The 21,435-nt window shown below is 60.4% G+C and carries 18 protein-coding genes and 2 tRNA genes; 11 read left to right on the forward strand and 9 right to left on the reverse strand.

From position 1 onward, the window contains the following. Position 1 precedes the first annotated feature (1 nt). From groES to HBO41_RS04030, 4 genes are all read right to left on the reverse strand, one after another. Complete coding sequence (gene groES, locus HBO41_RS04015; protein WP_017139748.1) at positions 2 to 298, reverse strand: co-chaperone GroES; 297 nt, start codon at positions 296 to 298, stop codon at positions 2 to 4. A 247-nt stretch (positions 299 to 545) separates the two neighbouring features. Continuing rightward, complete coding sequence (locus tag HBO41_RS04020; RefSeq protein ID WP_016975517.1) at positions 546 to 1,022, reverse strand: FxsA family protein; 477 nt, start codon at positions 1,020 to 1,022, stop codon at positions 546 to 548. Positions 1,023 to 1,088: 66 nt separating this feature from the next. Continuing rightward, on the reverse strand, positions 1,089 to 1,820 hold the full coding sequence (locus HBO41_RS04025; RefSeq protein ID WP_017139747.1) for a HugZ family protein: 732 nt from the start codon (positions 1,818 to 1,820) through the stop codon (positions 1,089 to 1,091). Between the two features lie 125 nt (positions 1,821 to 1,945). After that, complete coding sequence (locus tag HBO41_RS04030) at positions 1,946 to 2,953, reverse strand: DUF481 domain-containing protein (protein WP_017139746.1); 1,008 nt, start codon at positions 2,951 to 2,953, stop codon at positions 1,946 to 1,948. A 148-nt stretch (positions 2,954 to 3,101) separates the two neighbouring features. Here HBO41_RS04030 and HBO41_RS04035 point away from each other — a divergent pair, with 148 nt between their 5' ends. From HBO41_RS04035 to HBO41_RS04050, 4 genes are all read left to right on the forward strand, one after another. Further along, positions 3,102 to 3,464, forward strand: a complete 363-nt coding sequence (locus tag HBO41_RS04035; RefSeq protein ID WP_099549362.1) for an MGMT family protein — start codon at positions 3,102 to 3,104, stop codon at positions 3,462 to 3,464. A gap of 43 nt (positions 3,465 to 3,507) precedes the next feature. Continuing rightward, positions 3,508 to 5,040, forward strand: coding sequence for an AmpG family muropeptide MFS transporter (locus HBO41_RS04040; RefSeq protein ID WP_017139744.1), 1,533 nt, complete (start codon positions 3,508 to 3,510; stop codon positions 5,038 to 5,040). Positions 5,041 to 5,313: 273 nt separating this feature from the next. After that, positions 5,314 to 7,029, forward strand: a complete 1,716-nt coding sequence (locus HBO41_RS04045) for a proline--tRNA ligase (RefSeq protein ID WP_017139743.1) — start codon at positions 5,314 to 5,316, stop codon at positions 7,027 to 7,029. A 20-nt stretch (positions 7,030 to 7,049) separates the two neighbouring features. Beyond that, a complete protein-coding gene (locus HBO41_RS04050; protein ID WP_169985188.1) occupies positions 7,050 to 8,003 on the forward strand; it encodes a hypothetical protein in 954 nt (317 codons plus the stop codon). Positions 8,004 to 8,135: 132 nt separating this feature from the next. On the opposite strand, the gene dinB is transcribed toward HBO41_RS04050, so the two are convergent. Then, complete coding sequence (dinB, locus tag HBO41_RS04055; protein WP_017139741.1) at positions 8,136 to 9,194, reverse strand: DNA polymerase IV; 1,059 nt, start codon at positions 9,192 to 9,194, stop codon at positions 8,136 to 8,138. A gap of 280 nt (positions 9,195 to 9,474) precedes the next feature. On the opposite strand from dinB, the gene HBO41_RS04060 reads away from it, so the two are divergent. From HBO41_RS04060 to HBO41_RS04075, 4 genes are all read left to right on the forward strand, one after another. Next, a tRNA-Met gene (locus HBO41_RS04060) sits at positions 9,475 to 9,551 on the forward strand. Positions 9,552 to 9,758: 207 nt separating this feature from the next. Beyond that, positions 9,759 to 9,835, forward strand: a tRNA-Met gene (locus HBO41_RS04065). Positions 9,836 to 10,114: 279 nt separating this feature from the next. After that, positions 10,115 to 12,757 (forward strand): bifunctional lysylphosphatidylglycerol flippase/synthetase MprF, encoded by a 2,643-nt coding sequence (gene mprF, locus HBO41_RS04070; RefSeq protein WP_017139740.1) that lies wholly within the window; start codon positions 10,115 to 10,117, stop codon positions 12,755 to 12,757. Then, positions 12,757 to 14,043: a virulence factor family protein gene (locus HBO41_RS04075; protein WP_138452077.1), complete on the forward strand. Its 1,287-nt coding sequence runs from the start codon at positions 12,757 to 12,759 to the stop codon at positions 14,041 to 14,043. The genes mprF and HBO41_RS04075 overlap by 1 nt, the downstream gene beginning before the upstream one ends. Before the next feature lie 164 nt (positions 14,044 to 14,207). On the opposite strand, the gene recJ is transcribed toward HBO41_RS04075, so the two are convergent. Then, on the reverse strand, positions 14,208 to 15,917 hold the full coding sequence (gene recJ / locus HBO41_RS04080) for a single-stranded-DNA-specific exonuclease RecJ (protein WP_017139738.1): 1,710 nt from the start codon (positions 15,915 to 15,917) through the stop codon (positions 14,208 to 14,210). Positions 15,918 to 16,043: 126 nt separating this feature from the next. Next, positions 16,044 to 16,586 (reverse strand): YaeQ family protein, encoded by a 543-nt coding sequence (locus HBO41_RS04085; RefSeq protein ID WP_099549357.1) that lies wholly within the window; start codon positions 16,584 to 16,586, stop codon positions 16,044 to 16,046. 148 nt (positions 16,587 to 16,734) lie between these two features. Between HBO41_RS04085 and HBO41_RS04090 the strand changes: the two genes are divergently transcribed. Together HBO41_RS04090 and HBO41_RS04095 are read left to right on the forward strand one after the other, a co-directional pair. Beyond that, complete coding sequence (locus HBO41_RS04090; protein ID WP_169985191.1) at positions 16,735 to 17,934, forward strand: CaiB/BaiF CoA-transferase family protein; 1,200 nt, start codon at positions 16,735 to 16,737, stop codon at positions 17,932 to 17,934. Beyond that, a complete protein-coding gene (locus HBO41_RS04095; protein WP_169985194.1) occupies positions 17,934 to 18,806 on the forward strand; it encodes a TIGR02285 family protein in 873 nt (290 codons plus the stop codon). The genes HBO41_RS04090 and HBO41_RS04095 overlap by 1 nt, the downstream gene beginning before the upstream one ends. Positions 18,807 to 19,002: 196 nt before the next feature. Here the strand turns inward: HBO41_RS04095 and HBO41_RS04100 are convergent, their stop codons facing one another. Then, positions 19,003 to 19,287, reverse strand: coding sequence for a DUF3509 domain-containing protein (locus HBO41_RS04100; RefSeq protein ID WP_026013896.1), 285 nt, complete (start codon positions 19,285 to 19,287; stop codon positions 19,003 to 19,005). Between the two features lie 207 nt (positions 19,288 to 19,494). On the opposite strand from HBO41_RS04100, the gene HBO41_RS04105 reads away from it, so the two are divergent. Next, complete coding sequence (locus HBO41_RS04105; protein ID WP_017139733.1) at positions 19,495 to 20,157, forward strand: response regulator transcription factor; 663 nt, start codon at positions 19,495 to 19,497, stop codon at positions 20,155 to 20,157. On the opposite strand, the gene HBO41_RS04110 is transcribed toward HBO41_RS04105, so the two are convergent. Further along, on the reverse strand, positions 20,126 to 21,370 hold the full coding sequence (locus tag HBO41_RS04110) for an EAL domain-containing protein (RefSeq protein ID WP_138449277.1): 1,245 nt from the start codon (positions 21,368 to 21,370) through the stop codon (positions 20,126 to 20,128). The two genes, HBO41_RS04105 and HBO41_RS04110, sit on opposite strands and share 32 nt — an antisense overlap. Positions 21,371 to 21,435: the final 65 nt, after the last annotated feature.

Here is a 21,435-nt window from a genome sequence, read left to right on the forward strand (position 1 = left end):
ATCAGTCTTCCAGAACGGCGAGAATCTCGTTCTCAGCCATGACCAGCAGGTCTTCGCCGTCGACTTTCACAGTGTTGCTGCCGGAGTAAGGGCCGAAAACAACCTTGTCACCCACTTTTACGGCCAGCTCACGTACTTGACCGTTTTCCAGCGTCTTGCCCGGGCCTGCAGCGAGAATCACACCGTGGTTGGCTTTTTCAGCAGCCGAACCTGGCAGAACGATACCGCCAGCGGTTTTCTTTTCTTCTTCGCTGCGACGGATTACGACGCGGTCGTGCAGAGGACGAAGCTTGCTCATTGTCGATCTCTCCTAATTGTGTTTTTCATCGGCCGGTATCGATACCGGCAAGTTGTATTCCGGCGGTGCCGGTCGCGCCTCGCCAAGCAAGACGCGGAAGTCTGTCTGGTGTCGCCACCAGAAACCTTGCGGTGACCGTTACATAAGGGCGCATAAGCTTATTACAAGAGGCCGCGACGGAAATTTTTTACGAATGCCGGGCGGCAAAAGCAACACGGCACCCAAAGGCGCCGTGCAGGTCATGTGGTTATTTGCTGTCGCGGTGTTCGAACTCGCCTTCGATCACATCCCCTTCACGCCCCAACGGCTGGCGTGGCGCCGGGCCGCCACGGGGTTGCAGGTCATCGGCGAAGGCACGCTGGCGGATCGCCGCTTCTTCAGCACGCTGGCGCATCTTGCCGGCCAGCAGCTTGCGGGTGAACGGCAACAGCATGACCAGGCCGACCACGTCGCTGATAAAGCCCGGCAGGATCAACAGGCCACCGGCCAAGGCCATCATCAGGCCTTCCAGCATGGTCTGAGCAGGCAGTTCGCCGCGGTTCAGGCTTTCACGCGCACGCAGCGCCGTGGCCAGGCCGGCGACGCGCAGCACCAGGACGCCGAGCATCGAGCCGAGAATAATCAGCAACAGTGCCGGGAAAAACCCGATGGCACTGCTGACTTGAACAAATACGAACAGCTCCAACACCGGGAACAGCAGAAAGAGCAATAAAAAAGGGCGCATCAAATGGTTCCTCAACGCAAGAATGCCTTGCCAGTCCACCTTAAATGACGTCGCCGTTTCGTGAATTCAAGCGCTGACGGCTTCTTTTTTCGGCCAGACCTCAGCGTGAGCCAATGAAACCAGGGCTTCGCGCACTTGTGTCGGCGTGTTGCAAGGCTCGGCAAACGGCAGCCAATACAAGGACTGGCCGATGCGCAGGTGCATGCCCTCGCCGTCGATACCGGCCAATTGCGCAGGTTCGGTGGTCGGCAGGCCGGTCAGCTCGACATAGTGGGCGATGGCCTTGGTGTGGTCGCTGTTCATGTGCTCGATCATGCTGCGCTCGGCTTTGCCCGCAAACGGGTTGGCCAGGGTGAGCTGGTCGACCCAGTGAATCGCGCCAAAGCCGCCGATGTAACGGTGACGCACCGGTTTGAGCACCCAGAAGTCGAAATCGTGGGCCTTGTGGTAGTTGGCCGAATCCGGGAAGTAGCGGTAATAGCGCTCGGCGGCGGCTTCAATCGCAGCCTCATCCTCAAGTTTTTCGGCTTCGGCCAGATAGGTCAGGCGCCCTACCGCTTGCACGTCATCGGCTTCGCGCTCACCCACCAGCAGCGAGCACTTGGGGTCTTTCTGCAGGTTGTGGGTGTGCTGGGCGATGCGGCTGATCAGGATGATCGGCTGGCCCTGCGCGTCGAGGCAGTACGGCACCACTGAGCCGAAGGGAAAACCCGGCATGGCTTTGGACAATGTGGAGAGCGCTCCACGGTATTCCTTGAGCAACAGCTCTCGGGCGTTCTTGGCAACCTGCGTGCTCACGGTATGACTCCTCGGGTGTTCAGCCGCCCACAGCCTATGGCGTCTATGGGAATGAATCTCAACACAAGGTAATCAATATCGGCGCGGGTTGCCAGAGTGTCCGTTGCTGGTTTTACCGGGTTGCTTTACCAGGCGACGCCGAAGCCTGCGGTGTAACGGGTCTTGTCCAAGCTGCTTTGCGATTCGCCATTAATGATGTCGCGCTCGGCCTTGAGGTTGAGCGACGCCCACTCGGTGACTTTGTAGCGCAGGCCCATTTCCGCATCCAGGGAGTAATCGGACGGCCCGGCCAGCGGCTTGCCCACTTCACCGTTGGTGAAGAATTCCACGGTCTTGCCCACCAGGTAGCGGTTGTAGCTCCACTTCATGGCCAGGGAATAGAAGTTGCTCTTGCGATCGTCCGAATACTGGTAATCGGTGCGGTTGACCAGCGAGCCGAGGGAGAACGCGCCCAGCTCATCGTCCCAGAACTGGTAGCCAGGGCCAGTACCCACGGTGCGCTGGCGGGACAGGTCTTCAACCTTGTCACGCTTGTAGGTCAGGCGGCCCTGCCAGTACCAATGCTCGGTGATGAAGCGGTCCAGGTCATATTCGAGCGACCAGTTATCAGTGGTGGTCACGTCATCCTGGAACTCGCGGTTGTATTCGCCCTGGGCGGTATGCCGCCACTGGCCGTGACGGGCGGTGGTCTTGAAGTCGATGTCGTAGTCGTTGGTGTCCTTGTCGGCGCGTTTGTAGTCCAGCGCCAGGTCGACATTGCCCTTCCACACCAGGTCTTCGATCACAGGCTTTGGCTTGATGATCTGCTGGATGCTGGCCAAGTCCACGGTTTTCGGCGCTTCGCCATTGGTCAGGGTGACCTTGCCATCCTCCGCCGCTTTCAGGGATTTGGCCTTTTCACCGGTGTAAGCGTCCTGCTTGACCAGCAGTTCCTGATCGCTTTCCAGGGTCTTGACCTGCTTCCAATCCACCGGGATGGCCCCTGCGTAGTTGGTCTGAATCAGCAATTTGCCACCGTCGAAGACTTTGATCTTGCCGGTCAGGCGGTCACCGTTCTTCAACCAGATGGTGTCGGCGAGCAGGGGCGTGGAGGCGCTGAGAACAGCAAGGCAGAGCAGGGTTCTGGACAACATAAGCGAATTCGAGGCTCGAAAATGGCGAAAAAGGGGCGTTATCGTGTTAGATAGCTTGGACTGACTCAAGGATTTATATTGAGTTCAATTCTCAACGGCATGATTACAGACGTTTCTTACAAAAACACCTCTTTATAAAGACGCGGCGATGCCCACACCTCACTCACCCGAAGACGCCCCCCAAAGCCCCGCAGACATGCGCCGAACGGCCCTGTACCTGACCCTGGCGCAAGTGCCCGAAGGTTGCGTGGTGAGTTACGGCGAGTTGGCGCACCTGGCCGGCCTGGGCCGTGCTGCCCGCTGGGTCGGGCGCACGCTCAGCCAACTGCCGGAGGACACCCGTCTGCCCTGGCATCGGGTATTGGGTGCCGGTGGTCGGATAAGTCTGCCGGTGGGCAGCGCTTCAGGCGACGAACAACGTGCGCGTTTGCGCAGTGAAGGCGTCAGTATCCTGAACAATCGCGTTGATATTCAGCGTCATGGCTGGCGCCCGGTAGAGCACAGCGGTTAGAGTGCGCGCTTTGTTTCCGCAAATCTGAGGCAGACTCCAGCCCATGCCCCGTAAAACCTGGCGCGCCGCGCTCGCCGCCTATGCCAGCCCTTCGACGTTAGTCCTGTTGTTGCTCGGCTTCGCCGCCGGCTTGCCTTACATGTTGGTGTTTTCGACGCTATCTGTGTGGTTGCGCGAGGCCGGTGTGGCCCGCGAGACCATCGGCTATGCGAGCCTGATCGGCCTGGCCTATGCGTTTAAATGGGTCTGGTCGCCGCTGCTCGACCAATGGCGCCTGCCGCTGCTCGGCAAACTGGGACGACGTCGCTCCTGGCTGGTACTTGCCCAGACGCTGGTGATCCTCGGGTTGATCGGCATGGGTTTCTGCGACCCGCAAAAGCACTTGTCCTGGCTGATCGCCATTGCCGTTATCGTAGCCTTTGCCTCGGCCACCCAAGACATTGCGGTAGACGCCTATCGCCTGGAAATAGCCGATGACAGCCGCCAGGCCGCGCTGGCTGCCAGCTACATGTCCGGCTATCGCATCGCCGCACTGCTGGCCACCGCCGGCGCGCTGTTCTTTGCCGAAGGTTTCGGTTCCACCGGCTTCAACTATAAACACTCGGCCTGGACCGGCACTTACGTGCTGTTCGGCGTGCTGATGATCCCGGCACTGCTGACCACCTTCTTCATGCGTGAACCCGATGTGCCACTGCGCACCCAATTGCAGGCCGGGCGCTACAGCTTTGCGCATCAGCTTGTCTCGGTCTTTGTGCTGATCGTGCTGTTGGTGTCGGTCCCGGCGATGTTCACCCAGTTGTACAACACCGATTTCGCCAGCGTGCTGTTCCACGGCGTGAGCCTGTGGGAGCTGCTGATGGAAGATCGCGCGTTCCTGCGCGCCATCCTGTACATCATCCTCACCACCCTGTGCCTCTCGGCCATGGGCCGCCGGGGTTTGGCGCCGGTGCTGACGCCGGTCAACGACTTTATCCTGCGGTATCGCTGGCAGGCGCTGCTGCTGCTCGGGCTGATTGCGACCTATCGCATGTCCGACACGGTAATGGGCGTGATGGCCAACGTGTTCTACATCGACCAGGGCTTTACCAAGGACCAGATCGCCGGGGTCAGCAAGATCTTCGGCCTGATCATGACCCTGCTCGGCGCCGGTATGGGCGGCCTGTTGATTGTGCGCTTCGGCATCTTGCCGATCCTGTTTATCGGCGGCATTGCCTCGGCGGCCACCAACCTGCTGTTCGTGATGCTTGCCGACATGGGCCCGGACCTGCAGATGCTGATCTTCACCATCTCCCTGGATAACTTCAGTTCGGGGCTGGCCACTTCGGCGTTTGTCGCCTACCTGTCGAGCCTGACCAACCTCAAGTTCTCCGCCACCCAATACGCGCTGCTCAGCTCGATCATGCTGTTGCTGCCGCGCCTGATTGGTGGCTACTCGGGCGTGATGGTAGAGAAGTTCGGTTATCACAACTTCTTCATCATCACTTGCCTGCTGGGTGTGCCGACGCTGTTCCTGATTGCGCTGCACTGGTTTCAGGAAAGCCGACGGGCGCGGTTGAATCCTCCCGCAGAAGACTGACCCACCTCAGCCAATGTGGGAGCTGGCTTGTTGTGGCGAGCGAGCTTGCTTGCGCTGGGGTGCGAAGCGCCCCCAAAAAAGCCGGTGACTGCTGCGCAGTCAAACGGGAGCAAGCTCCCTCGCCACAGCAAGCGCCCTCTCCATAGCAAGCCAGCTCCCACACGCGCTCTACTCAACCAGAAACACCGCCACGACCTCACGCCTGTACTCCAGCGACAACCGCCCGTACAATCCCAAGTCATTTCAAGTCCAAGCAACCGACAACGGCCTACCATGCGTACCAGTCAATATTTGCTCGCCACACAGAAAGAAACGCCTTCCGACGCGGTTGTGATCAGCCATCAGCTGATGCTGCGCGCCGGTATGATCCGCAAACTGGCCTCCGGCCTGTACACCTGGCTGCCCATGGGCTTGAAGGTGATGCGCAAGGTCGAAGCCATCGTTCGCGAAGAAATGAACGCCGCCGGCTCTCTGGAAGTGTTGATGCCGAGCACCCAACCGGCTGAGCTGTGGCAGGAATCCGGGCGCTGGGAAGAGTACGGCCCTGAGTTGCTGCGCTTCAAGGATCGTCATGGCCGCGATTTCTGCGCCGGCCCGACCCATGAAGAAGTGATCACTGACCTGATGCGCAACGAGTTGAGCAGCTACAAGCAGCTGCCGTTGAACCTGTATCAGATCCAGACCAAGTTCCGTGACGAAATTCGCCCACGCTTCGGTTTGATGCGCGGCCGCGAATTCATCATGAAAGACGCCTACTCGTTCCACGCCGACCAGGCGTCCCTGCAGGCCACCTACGACCGCATGCACACCGCCTACTGCAACGTGTTCACGCGCCTGGGCCTGAAGTTCCGTCCGGTTGAAGCGGACAACGGCTCCATCGGCGGCGCCGGCTCCCACGAGTTCCACGTGCTGGCCGAGTCCGGCGAAGACGATATCGTGTTCAGCAACGGTTCCGACTACGCGGCGAACATCGAGAAAGCCGAAGCCGTGCCACGGGAAACGTCCCGCGCCGCACCGGCTGAAGAACTGCGCCTGGTGGACACGCCAGAGACCAAGACCATCGCGGCCCTGGTGGAAAAATTCAATCTGCCGATTGAAAAGACCATCAAGACCCTGATCGTGCGCGCCGAAGAAGAAGGCAAGCTGATCGCCCTGGTGATCCGTGGCGACCACGAACTCAACGAAATCAAGGCTGCCCAGCAACCTGGCGTGGCCAGCCCGCTGGTCATGGCCACCGATGCCGAACTGCGCGACGCCATTGGCGCCGGTGCTGGTTCGCTGGGCCCGCTGAACCTGCCGTTGCCGATCATCATCGACCGTTCGGTCGAGCTGATGAGCGACTTCGGTATCGGCGCCAACATTGATGACAAGCACTACTTCGGCGTGAACTGGGAGCGTGACTTGCCGGTTCCGACCGTGGCCGACCTGCGTAACGTGGTGGCCGGTGACCCAAGCCCGGATGGCAAGGGCACCCTGGAAATCAAGCGCGGCATCGAAGTCGGGCACATCTTCCAGCTGGGCAACAAGTACAGCAAGGCGATGAAGTGCGAAGTGCTGGGCGAGAACGGCAAGCCGATCACCCTGGACATGGGCTGCTACGGCATTGGCGTATCACGCGTGGTTGCCGCTGCCATCGAGCAGAACAACGACGAGAAAGGCATCATCTGGAGTGACGCCCTGGCACCGTTCCAGATCGCCCTGGTACCGCTGCGCTACGACAACGAGCAAGTACGCGAAGCCACCGACAAACTGTATGCCGAACTGACGGCTGCCGGTTTTGAAGTGCTGCTCGATGACCGGGACAAGAAAACCAGCCCGGGCATCAAGTTCGCCGACATGGAACTGATTGGCATCCCGCACCGTATCGTGGTCAGTGACCGCGGCCTGGCGGATGGCAATCTGGAATACAAGAGCCGGACCGAAGCCGAAGCCCAACCGTTGCCGGTGGCTGACGTGCTGTCTTTCCTTCAGGCGCGTATTCGTCGCTGAAAACCAGATCAAGAGAAGTCATGTTCAAGCGAAACACCAGAGCCCTGGGGGGCGCCGCCTTGTGCGGCGCCCTGCTGGTCAGCGGCTGCGCCAATCAAATGTCGCAACGCAGCGAGCACGAGGAGCGGGTCGAGCGAAAGTTGCTCGATCACAGCCTGCAAATCGATGTAGGCGAACCCAAAGTGCTGGAACTGCCGCAACGCCGGGTTCGCATTCACGAGCAGAAGACCTTTGAGGTCACCGAGTTCGAAGTCACCCGCCGTTACGATCGCTACACCCCCTACCAGCCCTGGCGCAAACTCTATGAGATGCCTTTGGGTGCTGTTGCACTGGTAGCGGGCGCGGGCGCCAACGTGGTGAATATCTTCGCCCTCGGCAACCTGCCCACCAGCATGACGCATGACTGGCTGAGCTACGGCGTGGACGGCATCAACCCGTTCATGAACGTGCAATCCCACGGCCGTGCGCAACAGAACCTGGCGGGTATCGATGAAGTGCAGCGCGACAAGCGCACGGAGTATTCGAGCCTGCCCTGGAGCGAGCGCCCGGTGCAAGTTACCGCCGGCAAGCAGACCCATGAGCTGACCACCGACCGCGATGGCGTACTGCGCCTGAACCTGTTGGACAGCCCATTTGCCGAGCAGGACCTGAACCGCGTCAGCACCTTGAAGATCAGCGTGGAAGATGGCCAGGACGATGTGCATTCCGACTCGACCCTGGCGATCAGCAACACCCTGCGCGGCAAGTTGCTCGAAGCCCATGGCCTGATCTACGACGACTTGGAAGATGACGAAGTGAACCAATGGGTGCACCGGGTCAAGCGCCTGTCGGAGCTGGGCCTGGAGGAAGAAGCCAGCGAGCTGGAACAAAGCCTGATCGAATTGACGCGCAATGATCCGGAGTTGCAGCAGGAGTTTCTGCAGGCGCTGACCAAGGATGCGGGAAGACTCGTCGCAGATCCTGGGGCACGCTGAGACTTCAGGCTGGATAAAAATCCAAATGTGGGAGCTGGCTTGCCTGCGATAGCGGTGTATTAGTCACAACATCAGTGACTGACACTGCGCTATCGCAGGCAAGCCAGCTCCCACATTTTTTTGATCCGGTTTCTACCAGGGAAATTGAAGCTGCTCGTTACCGCTGCTCAGGTCCAGCAACCGCACCCCAATCCCCAACAACCGCACCGGCTTCCCGCCCCGGTTAAACGCCTGGGTCAACAGCTGTTGATAACTCTCCAGATCCCGCCCTGCCCCGGCCTGCTCCAGCGTCGTCTGGGTAAAGTCATGAAACTTCACCTTAACGAACGGCTTGCCCGCGCGGTAGCTACTGTCTATACGCGCCATGCGCCCTGCCAGGGTTTCCATCAGCTCAGGCAGCTTCGCCAGGCAACTTGAGAGATCCGGCAGGTCCACGTCGTAGGTATTTTCCACACTGATCGATTGTCGGCGGCTGTCGTTCTGCACCACACGGTCATCAATCCCACGAGCCAGGCCCCAGAGCCGCTCGCCAAAACTGCCGAATTCACGCACCAGCGCCAGCTTGTTCCACTCGCGCAGTTGCAGGCAGTCTTCGATGCCCAGGCGCGCCAGCTTGTCGGCGGTGACCTTGCCGACACCGTGCAGCTTTTTCACTGGCAACTGCGACACAAAGTCTTCGACCTGATCCGGGGTGATCACAAACAGGCCGTTGGGTTTTTTCCAGTCGCTGGCGATCTTGGCCAGAAACTTGTTCGGCGCCACGCCGGCCGACACGGTGATGTGCAACTGGTTGGAGACGCGCCGGCGGATGTCCTGGGCGATGCGCGTGGCACTGCCGCCAAAATGCGGGCAGTCGGAGACATCCAGGTAGGCTTCGTCCAGCGACAACGGCTCGATCAGGTCGGTGTAGTCGCGAAAGATCGTCTGGATTTCCTTCGACGCTTCTTTATAAGCATCCATGCGCGGCTTGACGATGGTCAGGTCCGGGCACAGCTTCAAGGCGTGGCGCGATGACATGGCCGACCGCACGCCATAGGCCCGCGCCTCATAGTTGCAGGTTGCAATCACCCCGCGCCGGTCTGCCGAGCCGCCGACCGCCAGGGGCTTTTGCGCCAGGCTCGGGTCGTCGCGCATCTCGATGGCGGCGTAGAAGCAATCACAGTCGACGTGGATGATTTTGCGCTGCGTCATATAAACAGAGGGTGTAATCCAACGGGCGGCCAGTATCGCACTCACTCCTGTATATAGCACCAGTAGTTTGAATCTGCCGTTTGAGCGGTAGGAAATTTCCCAGATGAATTTATTTTCTCAATCGAAATCTACCCACCAATAGAGCCAAAACCCTTGGCCAGACTGGCCCCGAGGCCGTTTGAAGCCCACTTTGGAGAGCTAACCGCTTGAACCACAAGCGCTTTTCTTCAATTCACAGGTTGACACACCTGCGTTCCTCTGTAGAATGCCGACACACAGACGCGGGATGGAGCAGTCTGGTAGCTCGTCGGGCTCATAACCCGAAGGTCGTCGGTTCAAATCCGGCTCCCGCAACCAAACATCAAAAAAGGCTACTCGAAAGAGTGGCCTTTTTTGTGCGTGCCTGTTTTAGCCCTGTATGAAAATTGTAAGACAGAAAAAACGTTGCCCACCCTGCACTTACCGCACAAGGTGGCTGTGGAGTGACTAATTTCCACTTATTTGACCCATCAGACTATTAACGGTTGACACCTCGCCGTTGGGCTGTAGAATGCCGCCCACAGACGCGGGATGGAGCAGTCTGGTAGCTCGTCGGGCTCATAACCCGAAGGTCGTCGGTTCAAATCCGGCTCCCGCAACCAAACATCAAAAAAGGCTACTCGAAAGAGTGGCCTTTTTTGTATCCGGTGAAAAAGTTCTTCTGAAACAATGGTATGGCATCTTTCATGAAACCGTATTCGGTTTGCAGAGTCCATGTCATTGCAAGCTATGCTCAGTGCTCAAGCTCGACCCTCTACGACCAATGGCCGCTGTCGCCGCCCCCGACGATAAGCGTTAATATTTGTAATTATTTTGTCCATAGGGATTGGTAACTTGGCTGGATACCTCCATCCTGTCGCGCACAATCCACGAGGTGATTGATGCGCGCCAACTCGTCTGAACCACAAGACACCGTCACAGCGGAACAACCGATCACTCCCACCCGTTTGCGATGGCTGGATCTGTTGAGCAAATACCGTCAACCCATTGGGCTGGCCGTCACCCTGTTGCTGTTCGCTATCGCCCTGATCGCCTGCCGACACTTGCTGCTGGAACTGGACCTTTACGCGCTCCACGACTCGATCCTGGAAGTGCCCAAGCCTGCCTTGCTCGGCGCATTTGCCGCCGCGGTCGCAGGTTTCATCATTCTATTGGGCTACGAATTCTCCGGCGCACGTTATGCCGGCGTGAAGCTGCCGGCCAAGACCCTGGCCATGGGTGGCTTCACCGCCTTTGCCATCGGCAATGCCATTGGGTTGTCGATGCTTTCGGGCGGTTCAGTACGCTACCGTTTATATGCACGCCATGGCATCGGTGCCTCGGAAGTGGCGCACATGACCGTGTTTGCCAGCCTGGCCTTGGGCACCGCCCTGCCGCCGTTGGCCGCACTGGCCACCTTGAGCAACTTGCCCGCGGCCTCGACCTACCTGCATTTGTCCCAAGGTTTGCTCGGTGGCATCGCCGGCGCGGTATTGCTGCTGTCAGTCGCACTGTGCATCGGTATTTATCGCCGGCGCCTGCCGGAACAACCTTACCCGGACAACCTGCTGGTCAAGGCCGGGCGTCGCACGCTGCGCCTGCCGGGCCGCCGCCTGACCTTCCTGCAACTGATCATCACCGCGCTGGATGTGGCCGCTGCCGCCACCGTCCTTTATATGTTGCTGCCGGAAGCGCCGCCGTTCGGCCCGTTCCTGCTGGTGTATTTGCTGGCCCTGGCTGCCGGTGTACTCAGCCATGTGCCGGGTGGCGTGGGCGTGTTCGAGGCAATTCTGCTGGCCGCGTTTGCCGACAAACTCGGCGCCGCGCCATTGGCCGCCGCCCTGCTGTTGTACCGGATGATCTACGTGGTTCTGCCGCTGCTGATCGCCTGTATCTTCCTGTTGGTCAACGAAGCCCAGCGCCTGTTCCAGACCCAGCAAAGCCTGCGGGTTGCTTCGGGCCTGGCGGCGCCGGTGCTGGCCGTACTGGTTTTTTTGTCCGGCGTGGTCCTGCTGTTTTCCGGCGCCACGCCGGAAATCGACTCACGCCTGGAAAACATCGGCTTCCTGATTCCCCACCGCCTGATTGATGCCTCGCACTTCGGTGCCAGCCTGATCGGCGTGTTGTGCCTGCTGCTCGCCCAAGGCCTGCGTCGACGTTTGTCGGCGGCCTGGATGCTGACCATGGTGCTGCTGCTGACCGGCGCCCTGCTCTCGCTGCTCAAAGGCTTCGACTGGGAAGAAGCCAGCCTGATGATCATGACGGCGGTGCTGCTGGCGATCTTCCGTCGCTCGTTTTACCGTGCCAGCCGCCTGACTGAGCTGCCGTTCTCGCCCCTGTACCTGGTGGCCAGTGTCTGTGTGCTGGGCGCCTCGATCTGGCTGCTGCTGTTTGCCTATCAAGACGTGCCGTACAGCCATCAGCTATGGTGGCAGTTCACCCTGGACGCCAACGCTCCACGGGGCCTGCGTTCATTGCTGGGTGCGGCGGTGTTGCTGGTGATCGTGTCGTTGACCTGGCTGTTGCGCACTGCGCGCCCGGTCATTCACTTGCCGACACCGGATGAGCTGGAGCGTGCCACCAAGATCCTGATGGCCTCCTCGCAACCCGACGGCGGCCTGGCGCTGACCGGCGACAAGGCGTTGCTGTTCCACCCCAACGATGAAGCCTTCCTGATGTACGCCCGTCGCGGGCGCAGCCTGGTGGCCCTGTACGACCCGATCGGCCCGACTCAGCCCCGCGCGGAGATGATCTGGCAGTTCCGCGACCTGTGCGATATCCATCACGCGCGCCCAGTGTTCTATCAAGTACGCGCCGAGAACCTGCCGTACTACATGGACATTGGCCTCACCGCGATCAAGCTGGGCGAAGAAGCCCGCGTCGACCTCAAACGCTTTGACCTGGAAGCCAAGGGCAAAGAGATGAAGGACCTGCGCTACACCTGGAACCGTGGCACCCGGGACGGCCTGTCCCTGGAGATCTGCGACCCGGGCCAGGCGCCGATGGATGAGCTCAAAGTCATTTCCGATGCGTGGCTGACCGGCAAGAACGTGCGGGAAAAGGGCTTCTCCCTCGGACGTTTCAGTGACGACTACCTCAAGCACTTTCGCATCGCGATCATTCGCTTCGAAGGGCGCCCGGTAGCCTTCGCCAACCTGCTCGAGACCTACAACCATGACCTGGCCAGTCTCGACCTGATGCGTGCGCACCCGGACGCGCCGAAGCTGACCATGGAATTCATGATGGTTGGCCTGATTCAACATTATAAGAACCATGACTACGCCCGCTTCAGCCTCGGCATGGTGCCGTTGTCGGGCCTGCAACCGCGCCGTGGTGCGCCGCTGACCCAACGCCTGGGCTCGATGGTGTTCCGCCGCGGCGAGCAACTGTATAACTTCCAAGGTTTGCGCCGCTTCAAAGACAAGTTCCAGCCTGACTGGGAACCCCGTTATATGGCCGTGCCCGCAGGACTTGATCCGCTGGTGGCACTGGCCGATACCGCCGCCCTGATTGCGGGCGGCTTGACTGGATTGGTGAAACGCTGATGATTCGACGCTCCTGGCGGTATGTATTGGCCTTAGTAGTGCTGCTCGCGCTGATCGCGGCGGGTGGCTTTTGGTACTGGAACCGCCCTGCCCCGCAACCGATCCTGGAACAACTGCCCCAGGCCGACGGTTCGGTGATGACCCGCGTGACGCCTAACGGCTCGGCCAAGGCCCGCGTGGCCGTGGCTGTAATGGCCGATGAGACCTTGAGCGACAGCCAACTGATTGCCCTGAGCCAGGGCGGCTCGGCGCAAATCGTTCAAGTGATCCTGCCAAAAGATGACTGCAAGTTGCAGGAACAAGCCCTGCAAAGCGCCCTGGCCCAGCTTAAAGGCCCGGCGACGCTGGTCAGCGGCATCGGCCCTGGCGCCGCACTCGCCTGGCGCTGGCTGGCCACACAGAACGACGACAAGGCCAACGCCATCTCCGTCGGCTTCGCCCTGGTTCAGGAAGGTTGCAAGGACCCACTGCCGAAGACCTCTGCCCATGGCAATTGGCTGGTGGCGTGGAACGATAACCCTGACGATGAAAGCGCCAGTTTCGTACGCGATACACCGCGCGCGACGACCAGCATCAGCGACTACGACATTCACTACCCACAAGTACTGAACAACGAACTGCGCAAGCAATTGGTCGGTTCGGACAACGGCGGCCTGGCGATTCCGGTGGTCGAAGTACCGGCTGGCCAAGCCAAGGACACCGTTACCCTGTTCCTCTCCGGTGATGGCGGCTGGCGTGACCTGGACCGCGATGTGGCCGGTGAAATGGCCAAGATCGGCTACCCGGTGGTCGGCATCGACACCCTGCGCTACTACTGGCAGCACAAGACCCCGGAACAAAGCGCCAAAGACCTCACCGAGCTGATGCAGCACTACCGCCAGAAGTGGGGCACCAAGCGCTTCGTACTGACCGGCTATTCGTTCGGCGCCGACGTACTGCCAGCGATCTACAACCGCATGCCGGAAAGCGAACAGCAGCGTGTCGACGCCATTATCCTGCTCGCATTCGCACGCACTGGCAGCTTTGAAATCGAAGTGGAAGGCTGGCTGGGCAATGCCGGCAAAGAGGCCGCCACTGGCCCGGAAATGGCCAAGCTGCCAGCCGATAAAGTGGTGTGCATCTACGGAGCTGAAGAAGTCAACGAGAGTGGTTGCACCGACACCACTGCCGTAGGCGAGGCTGTGAAGCTGCCGGGCGGGCATCACTTTGATGAGAACTACCCGGCGCTGGCTCAGCGCTTGGTGGATATCATTGTGAAGCACCAGGCTAAAGACAAAGCTGAGTAATCCAAGGCTGCCCACAAAGCTGAACGTGGGCACCTCTGTGGGAGCTGGCTTGCCTGCGATAGCATCACCTCGGTCTGTCTGATAGACCGAGGCGTCCGCATCGCAGGCAAGCCAGCTCCCACAACAAGCCCGCTCCCACAGTTGTTTTGTGGTGTGGCCCAGACTCAGCGCGGTTCGATATGCGCAATCATCAACTGCACAGTCTCATTGCCACGAAACTCGTTCACATCCAGCTTGTAGGCCAATTCCACCCAACGCACCGTCGGGTTCGGCCACACCTCACGGTCCACACCAAACGCAATGCCGTCGAGCTTCACTGACCCGCATTCGCTCTTGAGCACCACTTTAAGGTGCCGCTCGCCAACCACACGCTGTTCAACCAACTGAAACACACCGTGAAACAACGGCTCGGGAAAGTGCTGGCCCCATGGCCCGGCATGGCGCAGTGCGCGCGCCAACTCGAGGTGAAACTCTTCCACCGCCAACGTGCCGTCAGTCAGCAGGCGACCGGTGAGGTCTTCTTCACACAGCTGCCGGCGCACTTCGGCATCAAAGGCTTCGGCAAACAGCGGGAAGTTTTCCTCGGGCAAGGTCAGGCCGGCGGCCATGGCGTGGCCGCCGTATTTGGCGATCAGGTTGGGATGCTGGCTGGCGACCACCGCCAGGGCATCACGGATGTGAAAACCCTGCACAGAACGCCCTGAGCCCTTGAGCAGGCCATCACCAGCGTCGGCGAAGGCGATGGTCGGACGGAAATACCGCTCTTTCATGCGTGACGCCAGAATACCGATCACACCTTGGTGCCATTCAGGGTCGAACAGGCACAAGCCGTAAGGCATCGACTCCACCGGCAAGTCCTTGAGCTGGGCCAGGGCCTCGCGCTGCATGCCTTGTTCGATGGATTTGCGGTCCTGGTTCATGCCGTCCAACTGCGCGGCCATTTCCCGCGCCGCCGCCACGTCGCTGGTGAGCAGGCATTCGATGCCCAGGCTCATATCATCCAGGCGCCCGGCTGCATTGAGGCGTGGCCCGAGGATAAAACCGAGGTCGGTGGAGGTGATACGCGCCGCATCGCGCTTGGCCACTTCGAGAATCGCCTTGATCCCCGGCCGCGCACGCCCGGCACGAATACGCTCCAGGCCCTGATGCACCAGAATGCGGTTGTTGGCATCCAGCGGCACCACGTCAGCGACGCTGCCCAAGGCGACCAGATCAAGCAGTTCGCCAATATTTGGCTGGGGTTTGTTGTCGTACCAGCCCAGGCTGCGCAACCGCGCGCGCAGGGCCATCAGCACGTAAAAGATCACACCCACGCCGGCCAACGCCTTGCTGGGGAACTCGCAGCCAGGCTGGTTCGGGTTGACAATGGCATCCGCCGCCGGCAATTCATCACCCGGCAAGTGGTGGTCAGTGACCAATACTTGCAACCCGGCGGCCTTCGCCGCCGCCACGCCTTCAACGCTGGAGATGCCGTTATCCACGGTGATCAGCAGCTGCGGCTCGCGCTGCAGCGCCACAGCGACGATTTCCGGGGTAAGCCCGTAGCCGTATTCGAAGCGGTTGGGCACCAGGTAATCGACATGCGCCGCGCCGAGCAAACGCAGGCCCAGCGTGCCCACGGTACTGGCCGTGGCGCCATCGGCGTCGAAGTCACCGACGATGAGGATACGCTGGCGCTGCTCCAGAGCCGTCACCAGCAGGTCTACCGCCGCGTCGATGCCCTTGAGTTGCTGGTAGGGAATCAACCGCGCCAGGCTCTTGTCCAGCTCAGCCTCCGACTGCACCCCGCGTGCGGCGTAGAGACGGGTCAACAGCGGTGGCAATTCACCGAGAAACGGCAGGACAGCGGGCAACGGGCGAGGATCGATACGCATGGGGTAACGGAAGCTTCTCTTCAGATACAACGGTTAAACGACAATTGAGCAATCAACACAGATCAACGCTGGAACCTGTTTGTGTAGCCAGCTCCCACAGAAGCCAGCTTTTCACAGTTTTACTTTTTAGCCGCGTTCGCCGACCAGCCACTCCAGCTGCACTTCATGCTGGCCACGGTCGTCAGTCACGAAAATAGTGCCTTCGCTGATCATCACGTCCCACTTGATCACGCGCGGCATGTCCTTGGCCAGGGTCTCGAGGACTTCCTGCGGCACGGCGGCGATGTGGACGTTCTTGAGGTTCTTGGCCACCGGCACCACTTTGCCTTCCCATACGCGCAGGCTGCCATAGGCCAGCAGGCTGGTGCGCTCGGTACGGCGTGAGCACCAGGTCAAGCGGTCGGCGTCGGGCTGGCCGACTTCAATCCAGTGCAGAACCCGATCATCCAGGCTTTTTTCCCACAGGGCTGGCTCGTCTACATCTGACAGGCCACGCCCGAACGCCAACTGCTCGTTGTACCAAAGGGCGTAGGCCAGCAGCCGCACGGTCATACGTTCTTCGGTTTCCGAAGGGTGGCGGGCGATGGTCTGCTTGACGCTCTCGTACACCGAGCGATCGAGGTCGGTGAGGTTCAGTTCAAATTTGTAGGTCGTGGACGGCTGGGCCATGAACGGGCTTCTAAAGACAGGGAAAGGTCGCCAGTCTAACCGATGGGGCAGCCATTGAACGAATACTGCGCTGCATCATGCTTATCCCTGGGCCGCTCGCCTATGTTAAAAGGCATGACACCACCGCCCCTGCTTGCTAAGGATCCTCATGTCGTTTAATGCCAAACCGCTCTCCGGCCTGAAAGTCATCGAACTGGGCACCCTGATCGCCGGACCGTTTGCCTCACGTATCTGCGCCGAATTCGGTGCCGAGGTGATCAAGGTCGAATCCCCCGATGGCGGCGACCCGCTGCGCAAGTGGCGCAAGCTGTACGAAGGCACGTCGCTGTGGTGGTTTGTGCAGGCGCGCAATAAAAAGTCGCTGACCCTGAACCTCAAGCACCCGGATGGCCTGGCGATTCTTAAACAGCTGCTGGCGGACGCCGACATCCTGATCGAAAACTTCCGCCCCGGTGTGCTGGAAAAACTCGGTTTGAGCTGGGAAACCCTGCACGCGCTGAACCCCAAGCTGGTGATGGTGCGCCTCTCCGGTTTCGGCCAGACCGGCCCGATGAAAGACCAGCCGGGCTTTGGCGCGGTGGGCGAGTCCATGGGCGGTCTGCGCTACATCACAGGCTTTGAAGATCGCCCGCCGGTGCGCACCGGGATTTCCATCGGCGACTCCATCGCGGCTCTGTGGGCGGTGATCGGCGCGCTGATGGCGTTGCGTCACCGTGAGGTCAACGGCGGGCTCGGCCAAGTGGTGGATGTGGCGCTGTACGAAGCCATCTTCGCGATGATGGAAAGCATGATCCCGGAGTTCGACGTGTTCGGGTTTATCCGCGAGCGCACCGGCAACATCATGCCCGGCATCACGCCTTCCTCGATTCATACCAGTGCTGACGGCAAGCATGTGCAGATCGGCGCCAATGGCGATGCCATCTTCAAGCGCTTCATGAGCGCCATCGGCCGCGACGATTTGGCCAATGACCCGGCCCTGGCCAGCAATGACGGGCGCGACAGCCGCCGTGACGAGCTTTACGGGGTGATTGATCGGTGGGTCAACTCGCTGCCGCTGGAGCAAGTGGTCGAGCAACTGAACAAGGCCGAAGTACCCGCCAGCCGTATCTACAGCGCCGAAGACATGCTCGGCGACCCGCAGTTTCTGGCCCGGGAAATGTTCCTCAAGGCGCAGCTGCCAGGTGGCAAGGACTTCAAGATGCCAGGCATCGTGCCCAAGCTCTCCGAGACGCCGGGCAGTTGCGAATGGGTTGGGCCGCAGTTAGGGGAGCACAACAGCACGGTGCTCAATGAGCTGGGTTACGACGCCGCCGCCATCACCCGTTTGCGTGAGGATGGCGCGATCTGATGGTTCGCCCGTACGTCCGCTTGCTCCTTGTAAGCACGCTGTTCGGCGGCTGGTCGCTCTCGGCTCAGGCCGAGGACACACTGACCTGGCTGCTGCGCGACCTGCCGCCAATGACCATCTTCGAAGGCCCGCAAAAAAACCAGGGCGCACTCGACCAACTGTTGCCGATGCTCAGGGAGCACCTGCCGGAGTATCGTCATCAAGTGATGCACGTCAACCGCGCGCGCGGCATTCAAATGTTGCGTGCTCAATCCCTGACCTGTGACCCATCGCTGCTGTGGACGCCGGAGCGCGCCCAGTACGTGGTATTTTCCGCCCAGGCATTCGTGACGGTCAGCAATGGGGTGACGATCCAGCGCAGCCACCAGGCGGCCATGGCGCCCTATATCGTCGAGGGTCAGTTTGACCTGCAAGCCTTTCTCAAATCCCATACGGCGCGCATTGGCGCCACTGCCGAACGCAGTTACGGCCCCGCCGTCGATGAACAGCTAAAGCACGCCGACCCGCACACCCTGGCCCTGCATTACGGCAATGACGCCCTTGGCAGCCTGTTGCAGATGCAGCGCCTGGGGCGGCTGGAGGCGGTGCTGGGTTACCCGCCGGAAATCCGCTATCACGCCCAGCAACAGGGAATTGCGGCCCACGACCTGCTGTTCTTTCCCATCAAGGGCTCAGCGCCTTACCAACGCACGCATATCGCTTGCTCCAACACGCCGCAAGGTCGCCAGGCCATGCAGCGAATCGATCAGGCATTGGGCGAGATTCCACTGGAGCAGGTGCAACAGTCCTACGCCTCGTGGTTAGACCCAGTGATGCGTGAACAGTATTTGTCGCACAACCCGAGTTTCTTCCTCGACTCTCCCGAGCCCTGAGCACCGAGACCTGACCCCCTGCGAGGCAAATCCCAGGCAAAAAGAAACCCCGAAGAGTGGGGAGACACTTCGGGGTTAAACGTGGCCTACAAAGACCAGTACAACAAGCCACAAACACCGGAGCACAATGTTTGCTCTTGCCGTTAAAAAATCTGACCGGGCATGGCGTAGGAAGTTTCGCCAATTAAACAATTCTTCATGCGATCACGCTGCCGCGAGTCTGTGCGGCGTTGCGCAAAGCGGCGATAACCGAGGGTTCCAGGCGCCCTTCGGCGATTTTAAGGTCGCGCAGCAGGCAATCGACCACATCCACCAGCACGCGCTTATCGGTCAATTGCGCGCGATCGACTTCCCGCTCGACGACAATAGCGCCAGCCGGGTTCTTCACGGTCACCAGGCACTCGCCCTGCACACCCGAGGTGGTCAACGTAACCTGATAAGGGCTCAGTGCTTCTTCGAGCAATAGGCTGATACTTTCCATCTCGATCACCACTCAATCATTCGAATAAAGTTCGAAAAACAAAAATGTCACCAAGGTGCTGACATTCAAGTGACCCGTGCCCGCAGCAGAAAGTTCGACCTTTTGTATCGTCGTCTGCCCGAGTCAACCGAGCATGCACGGCAAAGATGACAGAGAGAAAACAACCTCCAACAGGCTAGAATCCCTGGATTATCCTGGGAGCCTGCCTTGAAAGCCGCGTCTGAAGCGCCACTGCGCATCGTCCTCGCCGACGACCACCCGATTTTTCTGATTGGTTTGCGCGCCGTGTTGGAGCGTGACGAACGGGTACGCATCGTCGCCGAGGCCAATTCGCCCCAAGCCCTGATTGAACAGCTGAACACCTGTGCCTGTGATGTGCTGGTGACCGACTTCATGATGCCCGCCGAGCCTCAGGCCGACGGGCTGCGCCTGATAGAACAGCTGCGTCGGCACCATCCCGAACTGCCGATTGTGGTGGTGACCATGCTCAATAACGCCGGCTTGTTTCATTCCATTCTGAAACTGGGGGTCATGGGCCTGCTGAGCAAGGCCAGCTTGGCCGATGAGCTGCCGCAAGCAATTCACCACGTGCGGCAAGGGCGTCCTTATGTGGCCCACGCCATTCGCCAGGCACTGAGCCTTGCCGGCGAAGTCGGCGCTGACCACCTGCAGTCGCAGCAACAGCTGTCACCTCGGGAACTGGAGGTGATCCGCCTGTTGGCTGCCGGGTTGGCGGTGGGCGAGATCGCCGCGCAACTGCATCGCAGCAAGCAGACGGTCAGCGCGCACAAGGTCAGCGCCATGCGCAAGCTGGGCCTGGGCAACGATGCCGCGCTGTTTATCTATGTGCAGGAACACGGACTGGCATAGCCTGAAACGCGATCCATTGCTTGAGCGCCTCGACCTCCATTGGCCGCGCGATAAAACAGCCTTGCAACCAGGCCGCGCCCAATTCTCCGACGGCATGGTAATCGGCGGCGCTTTCCACCCCGGTCACCACCACGCCAATGCCCAAGTGCGCAGCCATGCTCATGGCACCCGCCACCACGGCAGCCTTGCGATCATCCTCGGCCATGCCACTGGCAAACACCGGAGGGATCTTCAGCTCAGTGAAGGGCAACGCCAGCAGGCTCTGCAGGCTGGTGCCACCGACGCCGAAATCACCAATGGACAACTTGCACCCCATCATCCGCAAGCGCAGCAGCCCGGTGAGGTGGGCACTGTCGGTTTTTAACCGTGAGGTCTCCACCAACTCCAGGGTCAGCCCATGGGCCGGCACGCCGTGCAGTTGCAGCAGGCCTTGCAGTACTTGGGGAAAGTGCGGTCGCTCCAGCATGCGCCCGGGAATATTCACCGCTACAGGCAGCAGTTGCCCGGTCTGGCCCATGACCTGGCCAGCCAGGCCCAGTGCCTGCTCCAGTACGTGCCAAGTGAAGGCCTCTTCCATGCCGGCAAACTCCAGCACCGGCAAAAAGTCGTCAGGCAACAGCAGCTCATTTTCATTAGATTGCCAACGGGCCAGGGCCTCGACCCGTTGCAGCACGCCGGCCTGGCTGACGATAGGCTGATACCAAACCCGGCCACAGCGCGCGATGCTGGCCTGGCTGACGTCCGCCGAGGGTGGCAACGGCTCGCGCTCGCTCAGGTCGAGCAGATGACGCACCCGCGCCCATGAGGTCACCGGCGGCCCCGCACGCAAGCGCGCCTGGCAGTCCATCAACACTTGCCCGACCAGCTTGGCCGACGCCGGCTTGGGCAAGCACGCCAGCACATTCAGCCCCTGTTGCCGCGCCATATTGGCCACGCCTTCGAGCACGTCCGGTTCGGCATTGCTGAGCAGGATCAGCACCTGGGCCAGGCTGCGCTCGGCCAGTTCGCGGATCAACTCCAGGCCATCGCCCTGCTCCAGGTACAGATCGCAAATGGCAATGTCCACCGGGCCGGCACTGTCCAGGGACTGGCGGGCGGCGTCGACCGTCTCGGCGGTGAGTACGTTGAACACGCCGTTGGCATTGAGCATCTGGTGCAGTGCCATCAGTTGAAACGGGTTGTCTTCAAGGATCAGCACTTTGAGGGAACGCATGGGCAACTCTGTCGGCAGCGGGCAAAGACCGGCACAGTAACCAAAAGCTGCCGGGCGCCCCATAG

The sequence above is a fragment of the Pseudomonas sp. WS 5146 genome (genome assembly GCF_012985495.1).
GTDB classification, from domain to species: Bacteria; Pseudomonadota; Gammaproteobacteria; order Pseudomonadales; family Pseudomonadaceae; genus Aquipseudomonas; species Aquipseudomonas edaphica.